This window comes from Algoriphagus boritolerans DSM 17298 = JCM 18970 (genome assembly GCF_900108085.1).
GTDB lineage: Bacteria > Bacteroidota > Bacteroidia > Cytophagales > Cyclobacteriaceae > Algoriphagus > Algoriphagus boritolerans.
This window is the reverse complement of sequence record NZ_FNVR01000005.1, coordinates 24635-47467: the sequence shown is the minus strand read 5'-3', so window position 1 is coordinate 47467 and position 22833 is coordinate 24635. Positions and strand designations below refer to the sequence as shown.

Genomic DNA, 22833 nt, shown 5'->3' with positions numbered 1-22833 from the left:
CATTAAGACATTACCTCAACCGTAAATTCTCCCTTTTCAACAAAGCGCCCAATCTCCCAATGAGGCTGATGGTGGAGTTTCATCGTCTCTTCAAACCACCCCTTGTTTTCCGGTGCCACCGAGATCAAAAGTCCACCGCTCGTCTGAGGATCACAAAGTTTGACCAAGTCCATACCCACTACTCCTTTGGTTTTGGTGTTGTAGGCATTCCAGTTGCGGTACGTGTTGTCCGGAAATATAAACTGATTGATGTATTCCTGAATCCCTTCGATCAGGGGAAGTTTACTGATTTCGATTTCAGCAGATAGTCCCGCACCTTCCGCCATTTCAATCAAATGTCCCAAAAGGCCAAAACCCGTGACATCAGTCATGGCATGCACTTCCTCATGATTTCCCAATATTGCACCGATAGAATTTAATTTACAGGTAGTGTCAAGCAAACTGATGTAATCCTTCTCCTGGATTTTTTGCCTTTTAAGGGCCGTCGCCAAGACCCCAATTCCAAGCGGTTTGGTTAGCAATAGCAAGTCACCTTCCTTGGATCCTTGATTGGTTTTTATTTTGCGGGGATGAATGATTCCATTGACCGAAAGACCAAAAATTGGATCTTTTGCCGCAATTGAATGTCCGCCTGCCAATTCAATTCCAGCTTGCTTGCAGATGGTTTTTGCACCTTCCAGTACTTTTGCAGCCAACTCCGGAGCAAGTTTTTCCACCGGCCAACTTAAGATCGCATTCGCGAATATCGGTTTTCCGCCCATCGCATATACATCCGAAATGGCATTTGCCGCAGCTATTCTTCCGAAATCAAAAGGATCGTCCACAATCGGGGTGAAAAAATCAACCGTATTGATCATGGCCAAATCATCTGAAACCTGGTAGACAGCCGCATCATCTTTGTGAGAATTGCCCACCAGTAGGTTGGGGTCAGACTGCGAAAACGAACCGCTGGCATTTAAGATTTGATCGAGAATGGCCGGGGCGATCTTGCATCCACAGCCTGATCCTTCACTCCATTCGGTCAATCGCATTGGTTTTGTTTCCATGATGTTGGTTTTTGATTTTCAATAAAAGTTCGACTTGTTCTGCAAGTGTTTTACCCGATAGGTCAAGGATATGAGTCTTTCCCGCCTCATGTCGAGTCAGGTCAAATTCATAAGTCTTGTCGTAATAGATCAGTAAATTGGAAATCCAGGATTCGTGATTCTGCTCCTGAATCGCATCAATTGCTTGTTGCGTTCTCAAGCCTCCCAACCGCTTTTGGATACGTTTGACCGCGGCGATTAAATCCTCCTGAGGTAAGTTACCATATTCACTGGCGATGTGTGCTATTCGCTCCTGATTCGATTTTTGAATGTCGATGAGTAAGCAATCGCTCATTTGCTCGAAAAGGCGATCAGGCAGAATCAACCGGCCGATTTTCCGGCTTTCATTTTCTACCCAAGTGGGGATGGTGGGAATCAAAGCATGCAGACTTTCGGCAAGTAAATTTTCAAATTGCTCTACAGTAGGCTGAGGGGGAAGGCCAATTCCTCCAAAAGAGGAACCTTTATGATTGGCAATGCCCTCGAGATCTAGGATTTGTTCGCCCTTTTCCTTCAGTTTTTGAAGTAAAACCGTTTTCCCAGTCCCGGTTTTACCGCCGATTACAATCAGTTTTCGGTCTTTTCGGACTTCTTCAAAAGTAAAGGTTCGGTAGGTTTTGTAGCCTCCTTTCAGGCGGAAAACCTCAAATCCCACCATCTCAAGGAGCCAGGATAAAATTTGACTTCGCATTCCACCACGCCAACAGTAAACTATGATTTTTCGCCCAGGAAATAATCGGATGGCTTCTTTTTGAATTTGGTGAAATCGTGGGCCTACGAGCTCAAAGCCCTTAAGAGTGGCTGCTTCCGCGCCTTTTTGCTTGTAAAGTGTACCGACTACGATTCGCTCCTGATCATTGAGAATGGGAAGGTTAAACGCTCCGGGGATATGGCTTTGAGCAAACTCCCCTTCACTTCGTGCATCAACCATTGGAATTTGCTCGCGCAAACTCAAAAATTGATCAAGAGAAATCAGTTGTTCTGCCATAGGAGGCACAAAGGTAAAATTTAGATCTGAATCGCTTCAATTAAAGCCAATCAAAGCTGGCATTCAATAATAACCTCAACTCCCGATAAGGGTTTAATTCTTTTGGACACAAAAGCTTGAACACTGGGCAATCTGAAATTTTGAGCTACTTTGATCTCCTGATTTCGGTCTTTTCCAAGTACCACTATCAAAATTAGGTTAACCTCCACGAATTTGGAACTACATGTCCTATTTGCTCAGATCGGTATACCGGACGAAGGCGATTGACTTGCCGTTTGGCGACCAGCTATGAACGTTGATTGTTCCCTGTCCTCCATAGAATACTGGCGTAATGTCTTTGATCTCCCGAGTCACCAAATTCATCATCCTGAGCTTCACGTCTTTCCCAAAAGGATGAGCACCCTTCTGGTCCTCCAGGTAGGCGATGTACACGATGGATTTATTGTCAGGACTTGGATGAGGAAACCAGTTGTCAAGTTCATCGTCAGTCAGCTGCTCGACGCCCTTGCTATCCGGAAGCATGCGATAGAGATGCATCTTCCCGGTTCGGTGTGAGTTGAAGTAGATCCACTTGCCGTCATAGCTATATTCGGCTCCATCGTCCAATCCTTTCGCGTCCGTGATTTTCTCTTCCGTTCCGCCGGCAGTTGGAATTCGATAAATGTCCCATTCACCATTTCGCTGTGCCGTATAAGTGAGGAATTTATTGTCAGGACTAATCCCATGCCAATAGCTTGGGAAATTAGGCGTCACCAGCCTTGGGTTGCTTCCTTCTGCATTGGATACATAGACTCGGGAATTATTACCAGGTGCCGCAGCTTTGTCATTTTTGCTGAATACCAAAATCTTTCCGTCGAAGCTTAATCCATGATCATTGTTCACGGTATTAATGCCATCGGGATTGATTTTGCCTAAATTTTTTCCTTTTAGGTTGATTTTCTCCAGAAGTCCAGCGGCGTTGATGATCAAGAACTTTCCATCCCGACTCCAGTTGGGCGCTTCAAAATGTCGGTTCTCCTTGAGGATGACTTTTTCTTTGCCGGTTTTTACGTTGAGAATGACCAGTTCACTGGCTATTTCTTTGGGCATTTGAGCAAAAGCTTGGAATGAAACCAAGGTCAAAAGGAATAGTAGAATTTTCATAGGTTTTTGGGTTAGGTAATAAATTTATCTGATTATACGCTATTCTGCCAGTAGACGAATGTGCTCTTAATTTTGGGCTGGGAGACCGAAGTCGGTAGACCGAAGAAGTCCAAGAATTGGCATTCACTAGTTCATTTGAACTTCGAAGTAAGCTACTGGCAAAGTTCCGTATATCCATATAATTTATCCTCAAGTTCCGATTTTTGAAGCTAGATTCAAGGTGAATTACATGAGGCGAAAAATAATCAGTTCAAGGAGAACAGTATTCTTCTCCCAATTTTTTTTGGGAAATAAAAAAAGCCGCAAAGAGTTCTCTGCGGCTTTCGGATCTACTTGTAATTAAGAATTAAAGTTGTGCGTCGAGCTTTTGAGCCAAAACAGCCTTAGGCACAGCACCTACTTGCTTGTCGACGATTTGTCCCCCTTTGAAGAAAAGCAGGGTGGGGATGGAGCGAATTCCGAAGGCTTGTGCCACAGATGGATTGGAGTCTACATCGACTTTTCCGATGACCGCTTTCCCGTCATATTCTGCTGCCAGTTGTTCTACCACAGGTCCGATCATTTTACATGGTCCGCACCATTCTGCCCAGAAGTCAACCAAAATAGGCTGGTCGCCTGCGATGATCTCCTCAAAGTTGGCGTCGGTGATTTCTATTGCTTTTCCCATTTTATGTTTGGATTGATAAGTTTCGATTTTTCAAATATATCTGCAAAAGCGGAATCAAGGTTATTAAGTTCCGAGGAGATGAAAATTTTTGTCTATAAATCATAGATGAATACAATCATTCTCCACTTCAAGTTCTATTTAGTTTTCCTAGACCACTTTGTATGCTACCTCGGGAATAGATTTAAGCTCCTGAATCATTTCGGAACTCGGATCGATGGTGAATTTCTTGGAAAAAAGCTCCAAAGCGATGTTTTCATTACTGTCAATCACGTCGATGTAAAGCTTTGCATCGCCTTTGTATTTTGCGGTAATCGCCTCCAGCTTTTCCATCAGGTCCAAGGTCAAATCATCCAGATCGATGTTTACCCGAATTCCTTTCACCATTTTTCCCCGCACTTCACTCAGAAGCATCATGCTGGTGATTTTGAACTCTACTTCATTTTCGTTTCCCCACTTTCGTTGCTCCACTTTTCCGGTAAGGAAAAGGTACCAGCCCGTCATGAAGTATTCTTTGAACTTGACGTAGTCATCACCAAAAAGGAAAAATGTAAAGGAACCGTGGTAATCTTCCATCGTCAGCGTGCCAAATGGTTTCCCCGTTTTGGTCGTCCGATGGGCAAAACTGCTGACCGATCCGGCAAGTTTGAGCTCATTTTTACCCCGGAGACTTTCCAAATCAGCCAAAGCTGTCAGCGGTGTATTGGTGAAGGATTCGATCTCAAGTCGATACTGATCCAGGGGATGTCCGGAGATGAATAGTCCGACCACTTCTTTTTCGATATTCAGTTGCTGAATTTGAGAAAAAGGCTCCATTGGAGCAATAGTCGGTACGGGCACTTCCATGCTTCCGCCTCCGCCTCCAAAGAGACTCACTTGCGCGCTGTCTTCTTCCTGTTGGATTTTTTGGGCATATTTGGTAGCCTTTTCTATCAAGGTAATATCTCCGGCTGGTGCTTCGAGGTATTGTCTTCGGTGATGCTCTTTGAAGCAGTCGAAGGCACCGGCCATCGCCAAAGCTTCCATGGTTTTTTTGTTCAAAGCTCTGGAATTGACTCGCTTGGCAAAGTCGAAAATGTTTTTGTAGGGACCGTTTTTCTCGCGCTCGATGATGATTTCATCCACTGCCGCCGAACCTGCTCCCTTGATCGCAGCCATTCCGAAGCGGATTTCCCCGGCTTTGTTTACCGTAAATCCACCATTGGATTCATTCACATCCGGTCCGGCCACCTTAATACCCATTCGCTTACATTCCTCCATGAAAAATGACACCTGAGTGATATCATTCATATTGTTGCTTAAGACCGAAGCCATGTATTCGGCAGGATAGTGGGCCTTTAGGTAGGCTGTCTGATAGGCGATCCACGCATAGCAAGTGGAGTGGGATTTATTGAAGGCATAGGAAGCAAAGGCTTCCCAGTCTGTCCAGATTTTTTCCAGTTTCTTAGGATCATGGCCTTTGGCAGAAGCTTGCTCGACAAACTTTGGCTTCATTTTATCCAACACGTCCTTTTGCTTTTTACCCATCGCTTTTCGAAGGACGTCAGCCTCACCTTTGGTGAATCCGGCAAGTTTCTGGGACAAAAGCATGACCTGTTCCTGGTAGACTGTGATCCCGTATGTTTCCTCGAGATACTCCTTCATATCGTCCAGATCGTAGGTGATCGGCTCGGTCCCATGCTTGCGTTTAATGAAGGAAGGAATGTAAGCTAAGGGTCCCGGGCGATACAGGGCATTCATGGCGATCAAATCTGCAAAAACCGTGGGCTTCAATTCACGCATGTATTTCTGCATTCCTGCCGATTCATATTGGAAAATGCCGACGGTCTCACCCCGCTGGAAGAGCTCATAGGTCTTGACATCATCAATCGGAAATTCATCTGCATCCAGTTGGATTCCGTGCCGCTCTTTGACGATTTTGATCGCATCCTTGATGAGCGTCAGGGTTTTTAGGCCCAAAAAGTCCATTTTCAGCAAGCCCGCGGACTCTACGACCGAGTTGTCAAACTGGGTACAAACCATCTCAGAGTCTTTTGCTAAAGCAACTGGGACGAAGTTGGTGATGTCATCTGGTGTAATGATCACTCCACAGGCATGGATTCCAAGATTCCGTACGGATCCTTCCAGCATGGCAGCTTGGTTGATGGTCTTGGCCGATTCGTCCTGTCCTTTTGAAATCCGGATCAGTTCGTCTGCTTTGGCAATCATGTCTGCTTGATCTTTTAGCTTATTTGCGATGGCTGCCCGATTTCCCTGGAGGCTAAAAAGCGATTTGAGCTTGATATCCGGCACCAGATTGGCCAATCTGCCAGCTTCTGCCAGCGGTAAGTTTAGTACCCGCGCGGTATCCCGAATTGCAGATTTGGCCGCCATCGTACCGTATGTGATGATCTGCGCAACTTGGTTTGCACCGTATTTCTTGATCACATAGTCGATCACAGACTGTCGGCCTTCATCGTCGAAGTCAATATCAATATCGGGAAGTGAAACCCGGTCTGGATTCAGGAAACGTTCGAATAGGAGATTATAAGCAATCGGGTCAATATTGGTGATACCCGTGCAATAGGCAACAGCAGAACCTGCGGCGGATCCACGACCCGGCCCTACGGAAACACCCATTTTTCTCGCCTCCGCAATGAAATCCTGAACGATCAGGAAGTAACCCGGGTAGCCGGTATTCTGAATTGTTGCCAGTTCAAAATCCAATCGTTCCTGAATCTCCTTGGTGATTTCCGGGTAGCGTTTTTTGGCACCCTCATACGTGAGGTGTCTCAGGTAAGCATTTTCACCCCGCTTGCCTCCGTCGGCTAGATCGGCTTCATGAATGAATTCAGCCGGAATGCTAAACTTGGGAAGTAGGACTTCTCTGGCCAACTTATAAGATTCTATTTTGTCTACAATCTCTTGGGTACAGCTAATGGCCTCCGGCAAATCCGCGAAGAGTTTTTTCATTTCCTCCGGTGTTTTGAGGTAGAATTCGTCATTGGGAAATCCATATCGAAATTCTCTTCCGCGCTTACCGATGTATTTTTTGGGTTTGTCGAGAAGTTCGCCGTCTTTGACACAAAGTAAGACGTCGTGAGCCTGTGCATCGCTCTTGTCCGTGTAGTAAGAATTGTTGGCTGCGAAATATTTCACCTCATATTTTCTGGCAAAATCCAGGAGGACTTCGTTGACTTTTTCTTCCTCAGGGACGCCATGACGGGAAAGCTCCACATAGAAGTCTTCTCCAAACTGTGCCTTCCACCAGACAAAAGCCTCCTCTGCTTGAGTTTCTCCCACATTCAAAATCAGAAACGGAATCTCACCCCAAAGCCCTCCTGTAGTAGCGATCAGATCGTTTTTGTACTGCAGGAGAAGTTCTTTATCAATTCGTGGCAAGTAATAGAAGCCTTGGATATTGGCGTAGGAAGCCAATTTGGCTAAGTTGTGATAGCCCGCTTTGTTCTTGGCTAAGAGTACTGTTTGGTAGCCGTCATCTTTATTGCTTTTGTTTTTTCGGTCACGGCAGAGGTTAAATTCGCAGCCCAAAATCGGTTTGATTTCTTTGCTCATGGCCTCCTTGACAAAGTTGAACGCTCCCATCATGTTTCCATGATCGGTCATCGCAATGGCAGGCATGCCGAGAGCTTTTGCCCTGGCGATCAAAACTGGAATCTCTGAGGTCGCCTGCAAGACGGAATATTGAGTATGGACATGCAGATGAGTGAACGGGACATCTGCAAGGTCAGAGATATCCGCTTTTCCAGCTTGCTTTAGGACATCTTTAACGCTCGCTCTTTGGGTGTCTTTTGCCTGTACAAAGTTGGCTTCGGCTAGGCTGGGAGCTTCATAAATTACCTCAGCTATACTTATTCCTGCTTCAGGCTTTTGAACACCCTGGGTAATCAGTCCAAAAAAGCATCGCGCGGTAGCATCCACATCGTAAGCTGCATCGTGGGCATCGCCAAAGCCCTTGCCGAAGAGTTTCTGGTGGAGTTCTGTGAGTGTCGGCCATTTGAATTTCCCCCCTTTTCCTCCGGGAAGTGCACAGAATTCGGTGGAAATGTCCTTAGTATCCAGTTCTTTTTTGTCACCCAGCGGCATCACCAATGCTGAACGGAGGTATTCCGATCCCACGACATTGATGTCAAAACCAATATTGTGACCTACCAGGTATTTGGCCTGGACTACGTCTTCGCGGAAGACTTGCAGGATTTCCTTCAGGTCATGCCCTTCCGCCAAAGCACGTTTGGTGGAGATGCCGTGGACCTTTTCGGCATTGTATGGGATGGTGAAGCCTTCCGGCCGAATGATGTAATTGTGATTGGAAAGCAGCTTGCCTTTGGCATCGTGCAGCTGCCATGCAATCTGGACGAGACGGGGCCAATTGTCCACGTCGGACATGGGTGCATTGTAATCCCGGGGCAAACCGGTGGTCTCGGTATCAAAAATGATGTACATGTTTCAGGGAATTGAGCCTTCAAATTAGGGGATTATACCCAAGCAAAAAATTGATTGGCAGAGATTGTCGCAAATAAAAATCTAAGAATCTGGTTTTCTTATAATTAGGTATAAATAATTGATAGTCAATTAGTAGCAAGATTTTTATTTTGAAATTGTACAACGCCTACTTTGAAACTGTACAGGTTGAATTTTGAAATTGTACGAGCTTTGATTTGGAATTTCAAGATAGAAACCAAGTAAAAACACTTGGAACTTTCTTCCCCAGCCTAATTCCAGATTGTCGTTGGGTTTTTGAAAATTGTAGGTTAGAAGATACAGCTACACCCAAAAATTGTATCTCAGAAGATGCAGTATTATCTTAAAACTGTATCTCTCAAAATACACCTTCTTTACCGTTTGTCCTCCCAAGGCATGTACACGACCTTTTTGGTCTGAAAAAAATCTTCTTTGAAGTAATCTTCCAGATGGTAGACGACATAGGATTTGTCCAACGCTTCCATTTCCTCGTCCACATCTCCGCCTTTGAGATAGAGGATGCCGTTTTGGAATTCGTTGAAGTCTTCCTTTTTGATTTTATTTTTTACCCAAGGATAGAAATTCACCATTTGAGTTACCGCACGGCTGATGACAAAATCATATTTGCGCACCAATTCTTCCGCCCTGGCTTGCTGAGGTTCGACGTTGGAAAGTTTCAATTGCTTTGCTACATCCTTCACTACATTGATCTTTTTCCCGATCGAATCAACCAAATGAAAATGGGTGTCAGGGAAAAGAATAGCTAAAGGAATCCCCGGAAAACCGCCCCCTGTACCGATATCCAGCACTTTTGTGCCCGGTTGAAATGCCATTACTTTGGCTATTCCCAGCGAATGAAGTACATGGTGGACGTAAAACTGATCCATGTCCTTTCGGCTGATTACATTGATTTTGGAGTTCCAGTCTTCATACAAAGCCTGCAACCGTTCAAATTGAGCGATTTGCGTTTCGCTCAGCTTGGGGAAGTAAGAAAGAATCAGCTGGGTACCTGGATTCATCAGATGTGTTTTTCTTTGCCGGAGGCAATCTCGAAAAGCAACTCACGGGATCTGTGAAGTTGTGCTTTGACCGTTCCCAGCGGTTTTTCCAATTCCTGAGCTATTTCTTCATAAGAAAGCTCATCAAAATATCTCAGTTGAACCAGTTTTCGATATTTGGCGGGGAGCTTATCCACAAAAATGCGAACCATTTCAATGCGCTGTGTTCGGATGTAGACATCTTGGGGATTATTGTCATCGTCCTCAATGTCGATGTTAACCGCATTTCCGCTGTCATCCGAGAGGGTGTTGTTCAAACTCATGGTTTTGAGCTTTTTCTTGCGGATAAAGTCGATGGTATTATTTGTTGCGATACGAAAAAGCCAAGTACTAAAGGTGTAATCTTTTTTAAAGCGCTCGAGATTGCGAAAAGCTTTGGCAAAAGCTTCCATGGTCAGATCCTCGGCGTCATCTGCGTCCCGGATCATTTTCAAAATCATGAAATAAACGGCCTTCTTGTAGCGCTTCATGAGCGTAGCATAGGCTTGCTGGTCTTTATCCTGTACAGCTCGATCGATCAGATCAAAATCTTCGAGAGCTTTATTTGAAAAACCGCGTTCATTTATTTCCATTGGATATCTTTTGATTGGTATGATATGGTTCCCAAGACCCAAAAATATCCCAGATACATCAAATCATTAACCAGGATATTCATGGGGGTGGCGGTTCCCTGAATTTTTTTGGAGGCGGATTTGAAAGCCCACACCACCAAAAACGATCGTACTAAGACAATACCTAAAACGATTAAAAATTGTTCCCATTCTTGCCCAAGTCCGAAATAAATTAATAATCCTAAGGCTCCAATCCAGAATAATGCATGAGAAAGGGAGAAAAGTCCAATTTTTCGTTTGTCTTCGCCTCTGTAATATTTCCCGGCATTCAGGTGCCGCTTTTTCTGAATCAAATACTCTTTCCAACTCTCTTTTGGAATGGAGGTGGTGTTGGCTTCCGGGTCAATTACCAGTGAAGTGTTTTTTCCGGTAGCATATTGATTGATAAAAAGATCATCATCTCCGCCCTCGAGATGCCAGAGTCCTTTGAATGCCTTGACTTCCAGGAAGAAACTTTTTCGATAGCATAGGTTCCTTCCTACAGCCATGAACGGCGCTTTCCAAAGTCCAAAGGAAAAATAAAAAAGCGCTGTCAGCATCGTTTCAAACTGGATCCATTTGTTCAGCAGCGTGGATTTCACTTCGTAGCCGGAGAAGCCAATGGAGAAAATCTTGTCATTCTCTCTCACTGGAGCAGTCATTTTCCGTATCCATTGATCACTTGTAGGCATGCAGTCGGCGTCTGTTAAAAGTATGACGTCATTTTTTGCCACTTTGATACCTAGGGTAAGTGCATATTTTTTCGCAGTCACGTGATTTGGCGTGTATTTGATGGTCACAGACCGGAGTTTTGGATAGATGGCCATCATCTCCTCGAGCAGTCGCTTGGTGCGGTCTGTACTTCGATCATTGACGATCATCACGTCAAATTTGGGATAATCCTGCTGGAAAAGTTTGGGAATCAATACTTTGAGATTCTGGAGCTCGTTGTGAGCTGCAACAAGGACAGTCACTCCCTCGGCAGGGATTTGGTTTTGTGAAGAATTTGTAAATGATTTGAACCAGGCAGTTCGTCCGAATATCACCAGAAGATATATTAACTGAATGATAACGCCGATGCCAAAGAAAAACCAGAGTAAAAATAGGCCCATAGGTCGATTTTGGTTGACAAATATAAAATCAATTTCAGCAACTCATTTAAGAATAAGTGGATATTTTTGCAGACTAAACGAGACACTTTGTAGCTAAGCGCTACCCTCTCAGAAAGTAGGATATGAAGTTTACCTTAGGGAAAAAAGATTTAAAGACAAAAGCGCGAACAGGGACACTTTTTACTGATCATGGGGAAATTCAGACCCCCATTTTTATGCCGGTAGGAACTGCAGCTACTGTCAAGGCGGTACACCAGCGTGAGCTAATAGAGGACATTAAAGCGCAAATAATCTTAGGAAACACCTATCATCTGTATTTGAGACCAGGTCTGGATATTCTGGAAAAAGCAGGTGGACTTCACAAATTCAATGGTTGGGATCGCCCGATTTTGACGGATTCGGGTGGCTATCAGGTTTTTTCTCTTGCCGGAACCCGTAAAATCAAAGAAGCAGGTGTGACCTTCAAATCCCATATCGATGGGTCAAAGCATGAGTTCACTCCTGAAAATGTAATGGATATCCAACGGACGATCGGGGCAGATATAATTATGGCTTTTGACGAATGCACGCCTTATCCCTGTGAATATGGCTATGCGCGCAATTCCATGGAGTTGACGCATCGTTGGCTGAAGCGCTGCATTGATCGATTTGATTCAACGGAGGGAAAATACGGCTACACGCAGACGTTTTTTCCGATAGTGCAGGGATCAGTCTACAAGGATTTGCGGAAGCAAAGTGCGGAATTCATCGCTGCGCAAGGCAGAGAAGGCAATGCCATCGGAGGACTTTCGGTCGGAGAACCTGTCGAAATGATGTACGAAATGACGGAATTGGTCACTGATATTTTGCCTGCTGACAAGCCAAGATATCTGATGGGCGTCGGGACTCCGGCTAATATTCTGGAATGTATCGCATTGGGAGTGGATATGTTTGACTGCGTGATGCCGACTCGAAATGCCCGCAACGGAATGCTTTTCACTTCAGCGGGAATCATCAATATCCGAAATGAAAAATGGAAGGATGATTTCAGTCCTATTGATCCTGAGCTTGGAAACTATGCAAGCACGTTTTATTCCAAAGCCTATCTTCGTCACCTGACTATATCCAAAGAGATCCTTGCTGCGCAAATTGCCAGTATTCATAATCTGGCCTTTTTCCTTTGGTTGGTGGGACAGGCTAGAGAACATATCCTGGCCGGTGATTTTGCCGTTTGGAAGGATCAGATGGTGAAAAAAGTGAGTACACGACTTTGATATGAAGATTCTCGACAAGCTGATCATTAAGGAATTTCTGAAGACCTACTTTTTCGTTGTGGTCATGCTGATCCTTATTGTATTGGTTTTGGATTTCACTGAGAAGAATGATACCTATATCCGAAATGCTGTCCCGGCAGGTGAAATTTTCAAGTACATGGGGAACTATGGCTTGTATTTGAACAATCTCCTGACTCCAATCACGGTGTTTATTGCCGTTATCTTCATTACTTCCAAGATGGCCGGGCGAACTGAAATCATCGCCATATTGAGCTCTGGAGTAAGTTTTGTTCGCTTGCTGCGCCCATTTTTATTCGCTGCGGCCATGATCGGGGCGATCAGTTTTCTGCTCAATGGCTGGGTTTTGCCTGTAGCAACTGCAGGGGTAACGCAGTTTCGGATAGCCTATCTTGACAAGGGCAAAGCATCAACAGATCCCAATATTCACATCAAAGTAGGGCCGGATGCGTATGCGTACTTAAATCGGTTTTACAAAGCGTCCAACACCGGATATTACTTTACCTTGGAAGAAATACGCGATGGTCAGCTGTTGTCCAAGTTGTCTTCGGATCGGATTCAGTGGGATACGGCAAAGAATGTCTGGAGACTTGAAAACTGGAGGCTTCGCAAAATTCTTGAAAGAGGTGAGGAGTATACCGTTGGGGAAAAGTTGGATACAATTCTGTCCATCACTCCCTCGGATTTTGATTTGCCTGAAAATCATCATGAAACATTAAAGCTTCCAGAGTTGAGTAGGCAAATCAAGGTGTTGGAAGATCGGGGAGCGGATAACGTTAGTTTCTACCGAATCGAACGCTATGTCCGGTTTATGTCGCCTTTTGCTGCATTGATTCTGACATTTATTGGGGTGATTATGTCCGCGAGAAAAACAAGGGGAGGATCAGGGTTTCAGATTGCCATGGGATTTTTATTGGCTTTTGTGTACATCTTGCTTTTTATCCTTTCCCGGACTTTTGCCGAAGGTGGATCACCCTATCCTATTCTGTCGGTTTGGCTGCCCAATATTGTCTTTGCGCTGACGGGTTTGGTGCTGTATAAAACGGTGCCCCGATAGATGTGGATTCAACGTACCGTTAAAGATTATTTGACTCTCCATTTCATAATACTGATATGGGGTTTTACTGCCATTTTGGGTTTATTGATTAGTTTGCCTTCTTTGGAATTGGTGTTTTATCGAACGCTCATTTCTTCTGTCGGAGTGGCAGGACTCATTTATTTCAAAAAGGAATCCCTGGTTTTATCTTCTTCACAGTTGGTAAAAATCATGGGAGTGGGAGTTTTGATTTCACTCCATTGGATTACCTTTTTCTGGTCTGCACGATTAGCTACTGCTTCGGTCTGCCTGGCCGGAATGGCCACCACCTCACTTTGGACGGCCTTTATCGAGCCCTGGGTGAATCGTACCAAGGTAAAGTGGTATGAAGTTGTTTTGGGTGTTGTGGTGATTTCCGGGCTGTTGGTGATTTTTCAGTTCGAATCAGGATATTGGCTGGGCCTTTCAGTAGCCTTGCTTTCAGCATTTTTGGCAGCCTTATTTTCCGTTCTCAATGGTCGACTTTCCAAAAAACATTCGCCCTACCAAATCACCTTTTATGAGATGTTGGCAGCCTGTCTTTTCGCGCTGCTTATGCTGCCGTTTTACAATGGGTTGATGACCGATGCGCAAGTCATCCAATGGGCTTGGACCGATTGGGATTGGCTTTGGCTTTTGATTTTAGGATTGATTTGTACTGTTTATCCGTTTTCAGTTACGGTGGAATTGATGCAGCGACTACCTGTGTTCTCGATAAATCTAACCATGAATTTGGAACCGGTTTACGGGATAGTGTTGGCAGTTATTATTTTGGGAGAAAGCGAAAAAATGACTCCACAATTCTACCTGGGTACTTTAATCATTCTGATCTCGGTGCTGATTTATCCGGTTTTAAATTATTGGAACAAAAGGAGAAAGGCCGTAAGAACCTTAGGTTGAGGCATATTAAAGCGTAGTAATATCGTTGAGCGTTGCAAGGGCCATCCGTAATTCATCTTTTGTGATTTCTCCGATTTTTTCAATCAATCTGTCTTTTGAAATTGATCGAATATGAAAAACCATCAGTTCAGACTCCATTTTCAATCCATTCGAAGTTGAAGGTGTTAAAATCGGATTTCCCTGATAGTTTTTGATTTTGGAAGTAAGAGGAGCAGTGATCACTACTTGGAGAAATTTATTCATCAGGTTGCCACTAAGAATGACCACCGGTCTTTGGTCTGCTTGCTCAGAGCCGATGACTTGATTCAGATCGGACATCCAGATCTCACCTTGCCTCATTTTCGATCTGCTTCAAGTAGTCGCCCATTCCTTCTTCTGCTAGTAGTAGAATGTCTTCATCTTGGGCAGCTTGTCGATAGGATTTGACATATTCTGCCCGCTTCAGATGATCGAGATAGAGATTCAAAGCATTCTCCATCAATTTGTTTTTGGGGAGGGAAAGCTTTTTGGCATAATCAGCGAGTCGCTGGAGGAGATCGTCAGGAAGAGTGCTGGTGAAGGTTGCCATTGTGATTTATATTTATGAAACACAAATATAAAAATATTTACGATCCGTAATCAATTGAATTATATGCCTTTACAGGAAAGCTTCAAATCTGAAATAGTGATTCAAAAATTCCAATTCTGAAGGCTTCTCATCAAACAATCCAAACACGCTCGATCCCGAACCTGACATCGCTGCATAGAAAGCACCCGATGAATACATTTTGATTTTGATCTCTTCTATTAAAGGATAGTTTTTGAAAATGCTGGACTCGAAATCATTGACGAGCTCAGCTTTCCAACGCCTTGGATCAGCCAAGACTTCCTCCAACTTTACTTTTGGAGGAGCTGGAGTTACGCCCGCGTAAGCTTCTTTGGTACCGACATGGATTCCCGGATTGATCAGGACGATGTAAGTTCCATTGACCGGAAGATCAATGGGTTCCAGAATTTCTCCTCTACCTCTTGCTATTTTAGGCGTGTTTGCTATGAAAAAAGGACAATCACTTCCCAGTTGAGCGGCATATTCTTCCAAAAAGAAATCATCCAGATGCAGATCAAATAGGTTATTCATCAGCTTGAGTGCGAATGCTCCATCGGCGGAACCTCCTCCCAAACCTGCGCCCATGGGGATGTTTTTATGTAGGTGAATGTTCAAGTTTGGCAAGGAAGGGAAATCCTTTCTCAGGAGTTTTTCAGCTTTCAGAATCAAATTGTCTTTGGAATCGCCCGGAATTTCCAATCCTGATGAATTCCAGGTAGGCTGCTTGTCCAGGATCATTTCCAGGGCATCAAAAAGGGGGATGGGTATCATGCAAGTTTCGATTTCGTGAAAACCGTCTTTGCGCTTCGCGGTAATGTGAAGTCCGAGGTTGATTTTGGCGTTTGGAAAATTGATCATTGAAGAAATGCGTTTAGGCAAAAGTAAGTGAAAATCATGGGGAAAGAATTTTCATTCGATCTTTGAATAATCCTTAATCTTTCGAGTTTATTTTAGATTTTTGACAGCATATCATTTTTTTTCTTAAATAAAAGAGAATAATTTTTGAAAATTTTTGAATTTCTTTGAAATCGATACAAAATTTCGAATAGCCGGTGTTTACGGGACTTTTTTGAAAAATTGATTTTGTATATGCTGATTTTACAGAATAATATTTCTAAAAAAATATTCAATCCTGTCATTAAAATCTGTCATAAACGATTAGGATAGAATTAAATATTGTAAGTCTGGTAATTGGGTTTTAATATTGTCATGTGATTCGCCCACGAAGCATAAAATCTCGAACCTCAACATGTATCCATCAGTCTTCTTGCTAAGCTTAATTATTCTCATCGGATTTTCGAAGTGAGGCACTAGACTATTATAAAAACATATTAATCTAAAGTGTCTCACTCAAATGGGACACTTTTTTTGTTTTTCACACCTATGGCCCAGAAAAACCTAAAAAAATATAGTTGGGAAATATCCGACAATGACGAGCATCCGGCGGGAAAAGCCATGCTTTATGCCACTGGCTTGAGCGACAAGAAAATGAAACAGCCATTTGTAGGGATAGCGAGTTGCGGCTATGAAAGTAATCCCTGCAACATGCACCTGAATGACTTTGCCGGTCTGATCAAAAACTCCTCACAGGAATATGATCTGACCGGTTTGGTTTTTAATACCATCGGGATTTCTGATGGAACTTCGATGGGTACACTGGGGATGCGATATTCGCTGGTTTCCAGAGAAATCATCGCTGATTCGATCGAGTCATTCATCTTGGGACATTCTTTTGATGCTTGTGTGGCCGTAGCGGGTTGTGATAAGAATATGCCTGGAGCGATCATGGGGATGATTCGTATCGATCGACCGGCAATTATGGTCTATGGAGGTACGATTGCATCTGGCTTATACAAAGGTGAAAAATTAAATATCGTTTCTGCCTTTGAGGCTTTCGGTAAAAAAATCCAAGGCACGATCACAGACGAAGATTACGATGGGGTGATCCGCAATGCATGTCCTGGAGCCGGTGCCTGTGGAGGCATGTACACTGCCAATACCATGTCCTCGGCAATCGAGGCGATGGGGATGTCCTTGCCTTATTCCGCATCCTATCCTGCAAATTCCCCTGAGAAGCTTCGGGAATGCCGCGAAGTAAATCACTACATGCGGATTCTTTTGGAAAATGACATCAAGCCCAGCGATATCATCACCCGAAAGAGTATCGAAAATGCGGTTCGGGTTGCGATTGCCCTTGGGGGAAGCACCAATGCTGTCCTGCACATTCTGGCAATTGCTCGAACAGCTGGAGTCGATTTTTCGCTTCAGGACTTCAAAGCATTGAATAGCAAGACTCCCATGATCGGCGACTTCAAGCCATCGGGCAAATTCCTGATGGAAGATCTCCATGAGCAGGGGGGATTACCTGCATTTATGAAGTACTTCCTCGAGGCTGGATACCTTCATGGAGATTGTATGACCGTCACCGGTAAAACCATCGCTGAAAACCTGAAAAATATTCAACCCATTGTTCCCTCTAAAATCAATGTGATTCACCCGATCGAGTCACCGATTAAAGAGACAGGCCACCTGTGTATTTTGTCCGGAAATCTTGCTCCAGAGGGCGCTGTAGCCAAAATTACAGGTAAAGAAGGACGCTTATTCACCGGGCCGGCTCGTGTGTTTGATTCAGAACTTGAGGCTAACAACGCCATTCGTGATCATAAAGTGAAAGCAGGAGATGTAGTGGTCATCCGAAATGTAGGACCAAAAGGAGCGCCGGGAATGCCTGAAATGCTCAAGCCTACATCAATGATAATCGGTGCAGGTCTTGGGGCAGATGTCGCCCTGATTACTGACGGAAGATTCTCTGGTGGAACCCACGGGTTTGTGGTAGGTCATGTGACTCCGGAAGCATGGTGTGGAGGTCCGATTGGATTAATCCAGAATGACGACCTAATAACCATTGATACCGACAATCAGCTTCTTAGCGTTCAGATAAGTGATGGGGAATTTGCCGGGCGCAAAAAATCATGGTCGCCTAAATCCCTGGAGGGACTACAGGGGACATTAAAAAAATACAATAAACTAGTGTCAACCGCGTCTGAAGGATGCGTTACCGATAAATTCTAATTCTATGAAGGATTCGATGATCAGAGGAGCAGACATTGTAGTGAGGTCAATAATAGCCGAAAATGCAGATATCATATTTGGCTATCCAGGCGGTGCAATCATGCCGGTTTATGATGCCTTGTATGATTATCATGATCAGGTCCGGCACGTCTTGACCCGGCATGAGCAGGGAGCGATTCATGCAGCTCAAGGTTATGCCAGAGTTTCTGGCAAAGTCGGTGTCTGCATCGCTACTTCAGGACCAGGTGCGACAAATTTGATTACAGGACTTGCAGACGCACAGATTGACAGCACGCCTTTGGTTTGCATTACCGGGCAGGTTGCAGCACATTTATTAGGTTCAGATGCCTTTCAGGAGACTGACGTCGTGGGCATTTCCATGCCAGGTACCAAATGGAATATCCAGGTCAGACGGGTGGAGGATATTGCCCCGGCTATCGCGAAAGGATTTTACATCGCCAGATCGGGAAGGCCTGGGCCGGTACTGATCGATATTACCAAAAATGCCCAGGTTGATTTTGGCGAGTGGAATTATGTGCGCTGCAACGGATTCAGATCTTACAAGATCCATACTCCTATCGATGTTTTACAAATCAAACGGGCTGCAGAATTGATCAATTCTGCAGAAAGACCCTACCTGCTCTTTGGTCAGGGAGTGGTTTTGGGAAAAGCCGAAGCAGAACTTAAGTTTTTTCTGGATAAATCAGGAATTCCGGCCGCTTCCACACTTTTGGGTTCTGGGGCTTTACCGGAAGACCACCCAAATTATGTTGGGAAACTGGGTATGCATGGTAACTATGCCCCAAATCTTTTGACCAACCAATGCGATGTGCTTATAGCCGTGGGAATGCGCTTTGATGATCGGGTGACAGGAGATCTGAAGCGTTACGCCAAGCAGGCAAAAGTGATTCACCTTGAGCTGGATAAGGCAGAAGTTAACAAAAATGTAAAAGCCGAAGTGGCGGTAATCGGTGATTGCAAAGAGAGCCTTTCTATGCTTAGGGAAATGATTCAGGATAAGAAATACGATGCCTGGATTCAGCGATTCCGTGAATTGGAACAAGAGGAAATAAACGCTGTAATGCAACATGACCTTACTCCTTCCAAAGTAGGCCTCACCATGGGAGAGGTCATTCATCAGATTAATCAGTACAAAGCTGATGATGCGGTTCTGGTCACGGACGTTGGTCAGCACCAAATGATCGCTTGGAGGTATTTCAATTATAAAAAATCCAGAACCCAAGTGACCTCCGGTGGACTGGGCACAATGGGATTTGCGCTACCTGCAGCTTTGGGAGCTCAATTACACGACTATTCCCGACAGGTAATTTGCGTGGTGGGAGATGGTGGCATTCAGATGACGATTCAGGAATTGGGCACCATCATGCAGACCAAAGCTCCGGTGAAGATTGTGCTGTTGAATAATAATTTCCTGGGTATGGTTCGTCAGTGGCAGCAGATGTTTTTTGACAGACGCTATTCTTTCACCGAACTGGATAATCCGGATTTTATCAAAATTGCTGAAGCATATAATATACGAGCACAAAAAGTAACAGAACGTACCGATTTGAAGGAGGCTATTGAGGATATGTTGATCCATGATGGCCCATTTTTCCTTGAGGTAGTGGTGGAGAAAGAAGACAACGTATTTCCAATGATTGCCACCGGCTGCTCGGTGGAAGAAGTCAGACTCAGTTAATACCAACCTATGAAGCGATATACAATTTTCGTTATCACAGAGAATTTCATCGGAATTCTCAACCGGATCACCATCATTTTTACACGTCGTGGGATCAATATTGACGCATTGACTGCGTCTGAAAGCCGGATACCGGGCATTCACCGAGTCACCATTGAGGTGAATGTCAACGAAGACACCGTCATCCAATTGGTCAATCAAATCGAGAAAATCATTGACGTGATCAAAGCCTTTTACCACGAAGATGAAGGTGTGGTGTATCAGGAAATTGCCCTGTACAAAATCCCTGTTTCAAAACTTGACGGAGGATTGGAAAAGGTAATCCGTCAGCATAATGCGAAAATCATCGCTGCGGAGCCTGATTTCGTTGTCCTTGAACTCACAGGTCATAAAGAGCAAACTCAGGAATTGCTTGAAATTCTGAAAGGCTATGGGCTTTTGGAGTTTGCCCGATCCGGTCGTGTGGCAGTCGCCAAGCGAATGCTCACGATTGAGTCCTTCATTAAATAATGTCTCAACCCAATCATAATCAAACTATTAAATCAAATCATTTATTATGAAATTAAAATTCGGCACAGTTGAAGAAAATGTGGTTACCAGGGATGAATTTCCTCTTGAAAAAGCCAGAGAAGTCCTCAAAAACGAAGTTATTGCAGTTTTGGGTTATGGTGTTCAGGGTCCAGGTCAGGCATTAAACCTGAAAGACAATGGTTTCAACGTGATTGTTGGACAGCGCAAAGGCACCAAGACTTGGGACAAAGCCGTCTCTGACGGATGGGTTCCCGGTGTCACACTTTTTGATTTGGAGGAAGCTTGCAAAAGAGGCACCATTCTTCAATTTCTACTTTCTGATGCAGGACAAATCGCCCTTTGGCCAACTGTAAAAAAACACCTGACTCCAGGTAAAGCGCTTTATTTCTCTCATGGTTTCGGCGTGACTTATAAGGAGAAAACAGGAATCATTCCTCCTGCTGATATTGATGTGATTTTGGTAGCGCCAAAGGGTTCCGGTACTTCATTGAGAAGAATGTTCGTTGAAGGCCGTGGATTGAACTCATCCTATGCGGTTTTCCAAGACGGTACAGGCAAAGCCAAAGACCGCGTGATAGCTTTGGGTATCGGTGTAGGTTCAGGTTACCTGTTTGAAACGGATTTCTACAGAGAAGTGACTTCCGATTTGACCGGAGAAAGAGGAACTTTGATGGGTGCAATCCAAGGAATTTTCGCGGCCCAATATGAAGTGTTGAGAGCAAATGGTCACACGCCATCAGAAGCATTCAATGAGACTGTGGAAGAATTGACTCAATCCTTGATGCCTTTGGTGGCAGAGAATGGCATGGACTGGATGTATGCCAACTGCTCTACTACAGCACAGCGTGGTGCATTGGATTGGTGGAAGCCTTTCCGGGATGCGACCAAGCCGGTATTCGAGGCACTTTATGAATCTGTAAAAACTGGAAAAGAAGCCCAAAAATCCATTGATTCCAATTCAAAAGCAGATTACAGAGAGAAGCTTGAGGCAGAGCTGAAAGAATTGAGAGATTCTGAAATGTGGCAGGCCGGAGCGGTCGTTCGTCAGTTGAGACCAGAAAATAATTAAACCCCAAACCCCTAAAATTATGAGTGACAAGCTGTGGATTTTTGATACGACCCTGAGAGATGGGGAACAAGTACCCGGGTGTCAGCTGAATACCCAGGAGAAGGTTGTAGTGGCCAAAGCATTGGAAGCTTTAGGAGTGGATATCATCGAGGCAGGATTTCCAATATCCAGCCCGGGTGATTTCAATTCCGTGTTAGAAATCTCCAAGGCTGTGTCCAATCCCATCATTTGTGCGCTCTCCAGAGCGGTAGAAAAAGATATTGATGTAGCTGCCCAGTCACTCAAATTTGCAAAAAGGGGCCGAATCCATACAGGGATTGGTGTTTCACCCTATCATATTCAGTTTAAGTTGCGCTCCACTCCCGTGGATATTATTGCCCGGGGTGTTGCGGCAGTGAAGTATGCGAAGCGATTTGTGGAGGATGTGGAATTCTACGCTGAAGATGCCGGACGCTCTGAACCTGATTTTCTCTGTCGAATCATCGAAGAGGTCATCAAAGCCGGAGCAACCGTGGTCAATATCCCGGATACGACTGGATATTGCCTCCCCGAACAATATGGCGCAATAATCGCCAATCTGAAAAATAACGTGCCTAACATTGACCGTGCGATCATTGCAACGCATTGCCACAATGACCTGGGGATGGCTACCGCAAATACGGTCGCCGGAGTGCAGCATGGTGCTCGGCAAGTCGAGGTAACGATCAACGGCATCGGTGAGAGAGCTGGAAATACTTCCCTGGAAGAAGTAGTGATGGCAATCAAATGCCATAAATCGATTCCGGTGTATACAGGCATAGTAACTCCGAAAATCTATCAGACCAGCCGATTGGTTTCCAAGCTGATGAATATGCCGGTTCAGCCCAATAAGGCGATTGTAGGAAGAAATGCTTTTGCGCATTCTTCCGGTATTCACCAAGATGGCGTGCTGAAGCATCGGGAGAACTATGAAATCATCGACCCGAAAGAAGTCGGAGTGGACGAGTCCACGATCGTCTTGACCGCAAGATCCGGACGCGCCGCCTTGAAACACCACTTGGATGCCTTGGGTGTGGAACTGGAAGGCGAGGAGTTGAGAGAGGTTTACGAAGCTTTCTTAATCCTTGCGGATAGCAAAAGAGACATCGGTCGCAAAGACCTACTTGGTTTGGTGGGTAAATTCATGGAGGAATCTAATTTCATCGAATTGGAAAAAATCAGCTATTCGTCCAACGGACAAGTCAGCGCTCAAGTCACACTTAAAATTGGAAACGAAACGCATCATGCCTCTTCGTCCGGTGTAGGTCCGGTGGATGCCGTTTTAAAGGCGATCGATAAAATAGCCCGGCCGCAGGTGGACTTGGAGGAATTTCTCATTCAGGCCATGACTAATGGAAGTGATGATGTGGCAAAAGTTCACATGAGATTAATCAAAGGAGAAAAACCGTACTATGGTTTTGCATCAAACGCCGATATCGTTCTTGCCTCAGCGCAGGCCTTCGTCGACGCATTAAATAAAATTCCGGTCAAAGAATATGCGACTGCATAAT

At 44.6% G+C, this 22833-nt stretch carries 19 protein-coding genes; 8 read left to right on the top strand and 11 right to left on the bottom strand.

Features of this window, described 5'->3' with window-relative positions; genetic code table 11:
• Positions 1 to 2 precede the first annotated feature (2 nt).
• The 8 genes from selD to C4S61_RS06560 all read right to left on the bottom strand — a co-directional run bounded on the left by selD (position 3) and on the right by C4S61_RS06560 (position 11101).
• Positions 3 to 1046 (bottom strand): selenide, water dikinase SelD, encoded by a 1044-nt coding sequence (gene selD / locus C4S61_RS06595; RefSeq protein ID WP_103923995.1) that lies wholly within the window; start codon positions 1044 to 1046, stop codon positions 3 to 5.
• A complete protein-coding gene (gene mnmH / locus C4S61_RS06590; protein ID WP_103923994.1) occupies positions 1009 to 2073 on the bottom strand; it encodes a tRNA 2-selenouridine(34) synthase MnmH in 1065 nt (354 codons plus the stop codon). Before mnmH ends, selD begins: the two co-directional genes overlap by 38 nt.
• A 228-nt stretch (positions 2074 to 2301) precedes the next feature.
• Complete coding sequence (locus C4S61_RS06585; RefSeq protein ID WP_103923993.1) at positions 2302 to 3216, bottom strand: TolB family protein; 915 nt, start codon at positions 3214 to 3216, stop codon at positions 2302 to 2304.
• A 346-nt stretch (positions 3217 to 3562) separates the two neighbouring features.
• The gene (gene trxA, locus C4S61_RS06580) at positions 3563 to 3883 is read right to left on the bottom strand and encodes a thioredoxin (protein WP_103923992.1); all 321 of its coding nucleotides are present in this window, start codon (positions 3881 to 3883) and stop codon (positions 3563 to 3565) included.
• 147 nt (positions 3884 to 4030) lie between these two features.
• A complete protein-coding gene (gene dnaE / locus C4S61_RS06575) occupies positions 4031 to 8323 on the bottom strand; it encodes a DNA polymerase III subunit alpha (protein ID WP_103923991.1) in 4293 nt (1430 codons plus the stop codon).
• Positions 8324 to 8715: 392 nt separating this feature from the next.
• Complete coding sequence (gene rsmG, locus C4S61_RS06570) at positions 8716 to 9360, bottom strand: 16S rRNA (guanine(527)-N(7))-methyltransferase RsmG (protein WP_103923990.1); 645 nt, start codon at positions 9358 to 9360, stop codon at positions 8716 to 8718.
• A complete protein-coding gene (locus tag C4S61_RS06565; protein WP_103923989.1) occupies positions 9360 to 9971 on the bottom strand; it encodes a sigma-70 family RNA polymerase sigma factor in 612 nt (203 codons plus the stop codon). Before C4S61_RS06565 ends, rsmG begins: the two co-directional genes overlap by 1 nt.
• On the bottom strand, positions 9962 to 11101 hold the full coding sequence (locus tag C4S61_RS06560; RefSeq protein ID WP_103923988.1) for a glycosyltransferase: 1140 nt from the start codon (positions 11099 to 11101) through the stop codon (positions 9962 to 9964). Before C4S61_RS06560 ends, C4S61_RS06565 begins: the two co-directional genes overlap by 10 nt.
• Before the next feature lie 122 nt (positions 11102 to 11223).
• Between C4S61_RS06560 and tgt the strand changes: the two genes are divergently transcribed.
• From tgt to C4S61_RS06545, 3 genes are read left to right on the top strand one after another with little or no spacing between them, the layout of a single operon-like run.
• Complete coding sequence (gene tgt / locus C4S61_RS06555) at positions 11224 to 12354, top strand: tRNA guanosine(34) transglycosylase Tgt (RefSeq protein ID WP_103923987.1); 1131 nt, start codon at positions 11224 to 11226, stop codon at positions 12352 to 12354.
• Between the two features lies 1 nt (position 12355).
• A complete protein-coding gene (locus tag C4S61_RS06550) occupies positions 12356 to 13429 on the top strand; it encodes an LptF/LptG family permease (RefSeq protein WP_103923986.1) in 1074 nt (357 codons plus the stop codon).
• On the top strand, positions 13430 to 14347 hold the full coding sequence (locus C4S61_RS06545; RefSeq protein ID WP_103923985.1) for a DMT family transporter: 918 nt from the start codon (positions 13430 to 13432) through the stop codon (positions 14345 to 14347).
• A gap of 6 nt (positions 14348 to 14353) precedes the next feature.
• On the opposite strand, the gene C4S61_RS06540 is transcribed toward C4S61_RS06545, so the two are convergent.
• From C4S61_RS06540 to ispE, 3 genes are all read right to left on the bottom strand, one after another.
• Positions 14354 to 14686 carry a type II toxin-antitoxin system PemK/MazF family toxin gene (locus C4S61_RS06540; RefSeq protein ID WP_103923984.1) on the bottom strand — a complete coding sequence of 111 codons (333 nt, stop codon included), beginning with the start codon at positions 14684 to 14686 and terminating at the stop codon, positions 14354 to 14356.
• Entirely contained in the window at positions 14673 to 14915 is a 243-nt protein-coding gene (locus C4S61_RS06535) for a ribbon-helix-helix domain-containing protein (protein WP_103923983.1), read from the bottom strand. Before C4S61_RS06535 ends, C4S61_RS06540 begins: the two co-directional genes overlap by 14 nt.
• A 69-nt stretch (positions 14916 to 14984) precedes the next feature.
• Complete coding sequence (ispE, locus tag C4S61_RS06530) at positions 14985 to 15791, bottom strand: 4-(cytidine 5'-diphospho)-2-C-methyl-D-erythritol kinase (RefSeq protein WP_103923982.1); 807 nt, start codon at positions 15789 to 15791, stop codon at positions 14985 to 14987.
• A 525-nt stretch (positions 15792 to 16316) separates the two neighbouring features.
• Here ispE and ilvD point away from each other — a divergent pair.
• The 5 genes from ilvD to C4S61_RS06500 are packed head-to-tail and all read left to right on the top strand — an operon-like array spanning position 16317 to position 22832.
• Entirely contained in the window at positions 16317 to 18005 is a 1689-nt protein-coding gene (gene ilvD, locus C4S61_RS06520; RefSeq protein WP_103923980.1) for a dihydroxy-acid dehydratase, read from the top strand.
• A gap of 4 nt (positions 18006 to 18009) precedes the next feature.
• Entirely contained in the window at positions 18010 to 19704 is a 1695-nt protein-coding gene (gene ilvB, locus C4S61_RS06515) for a biosynthetic-type acetolactate synthase large subunit (protein ID WP_235009837.1), read from the top strand.
• 9 nt (positions 19705 to 19713) lie between these two features.
• Positions 19714 to 20214 carry an acetolactate synthase small subunit gene (gene ilvN / locus C4S61_RS06510; protein ID WP_103923979.1) on the top strand — a complete coding sequence of 167 codons (501 nt, stop codon included), beginning with the start codon at positions 19714 to 19716 and terminating at the stop codon, positions 20212 to 20214.
• Positions 20215 to 20260: 46 nt separating this feature from the next.
• Positions 20261 to 21304 (top strand): ketol-acid reductoisomerase, encoded by a 1044-nt coding sequence (gene ilvC, locus C4S61_RS06505; RefSeq protein WP_103923978.1) that lies wholly within the window; start codon positions 20261 to 20263, stop codon positions 21302 to 21304.
• A gap of 19 nt (positions 21305 to 21323) precedes the next feature.
• The gene (locus C4S61_RS06500; protein WP_103923977.1) at positions 21324 to 22832 is read left to right on the top strand and encodes a 2-isopropylmalate synthase; all 1509 of its coding nucleotides are present in this window, start codon (positions 21324 to 21326) and stop codon (positions 22830 to 22832) included.
• The last annotated feature ends 1 nt before the right edge of the window (position 22833 follow it).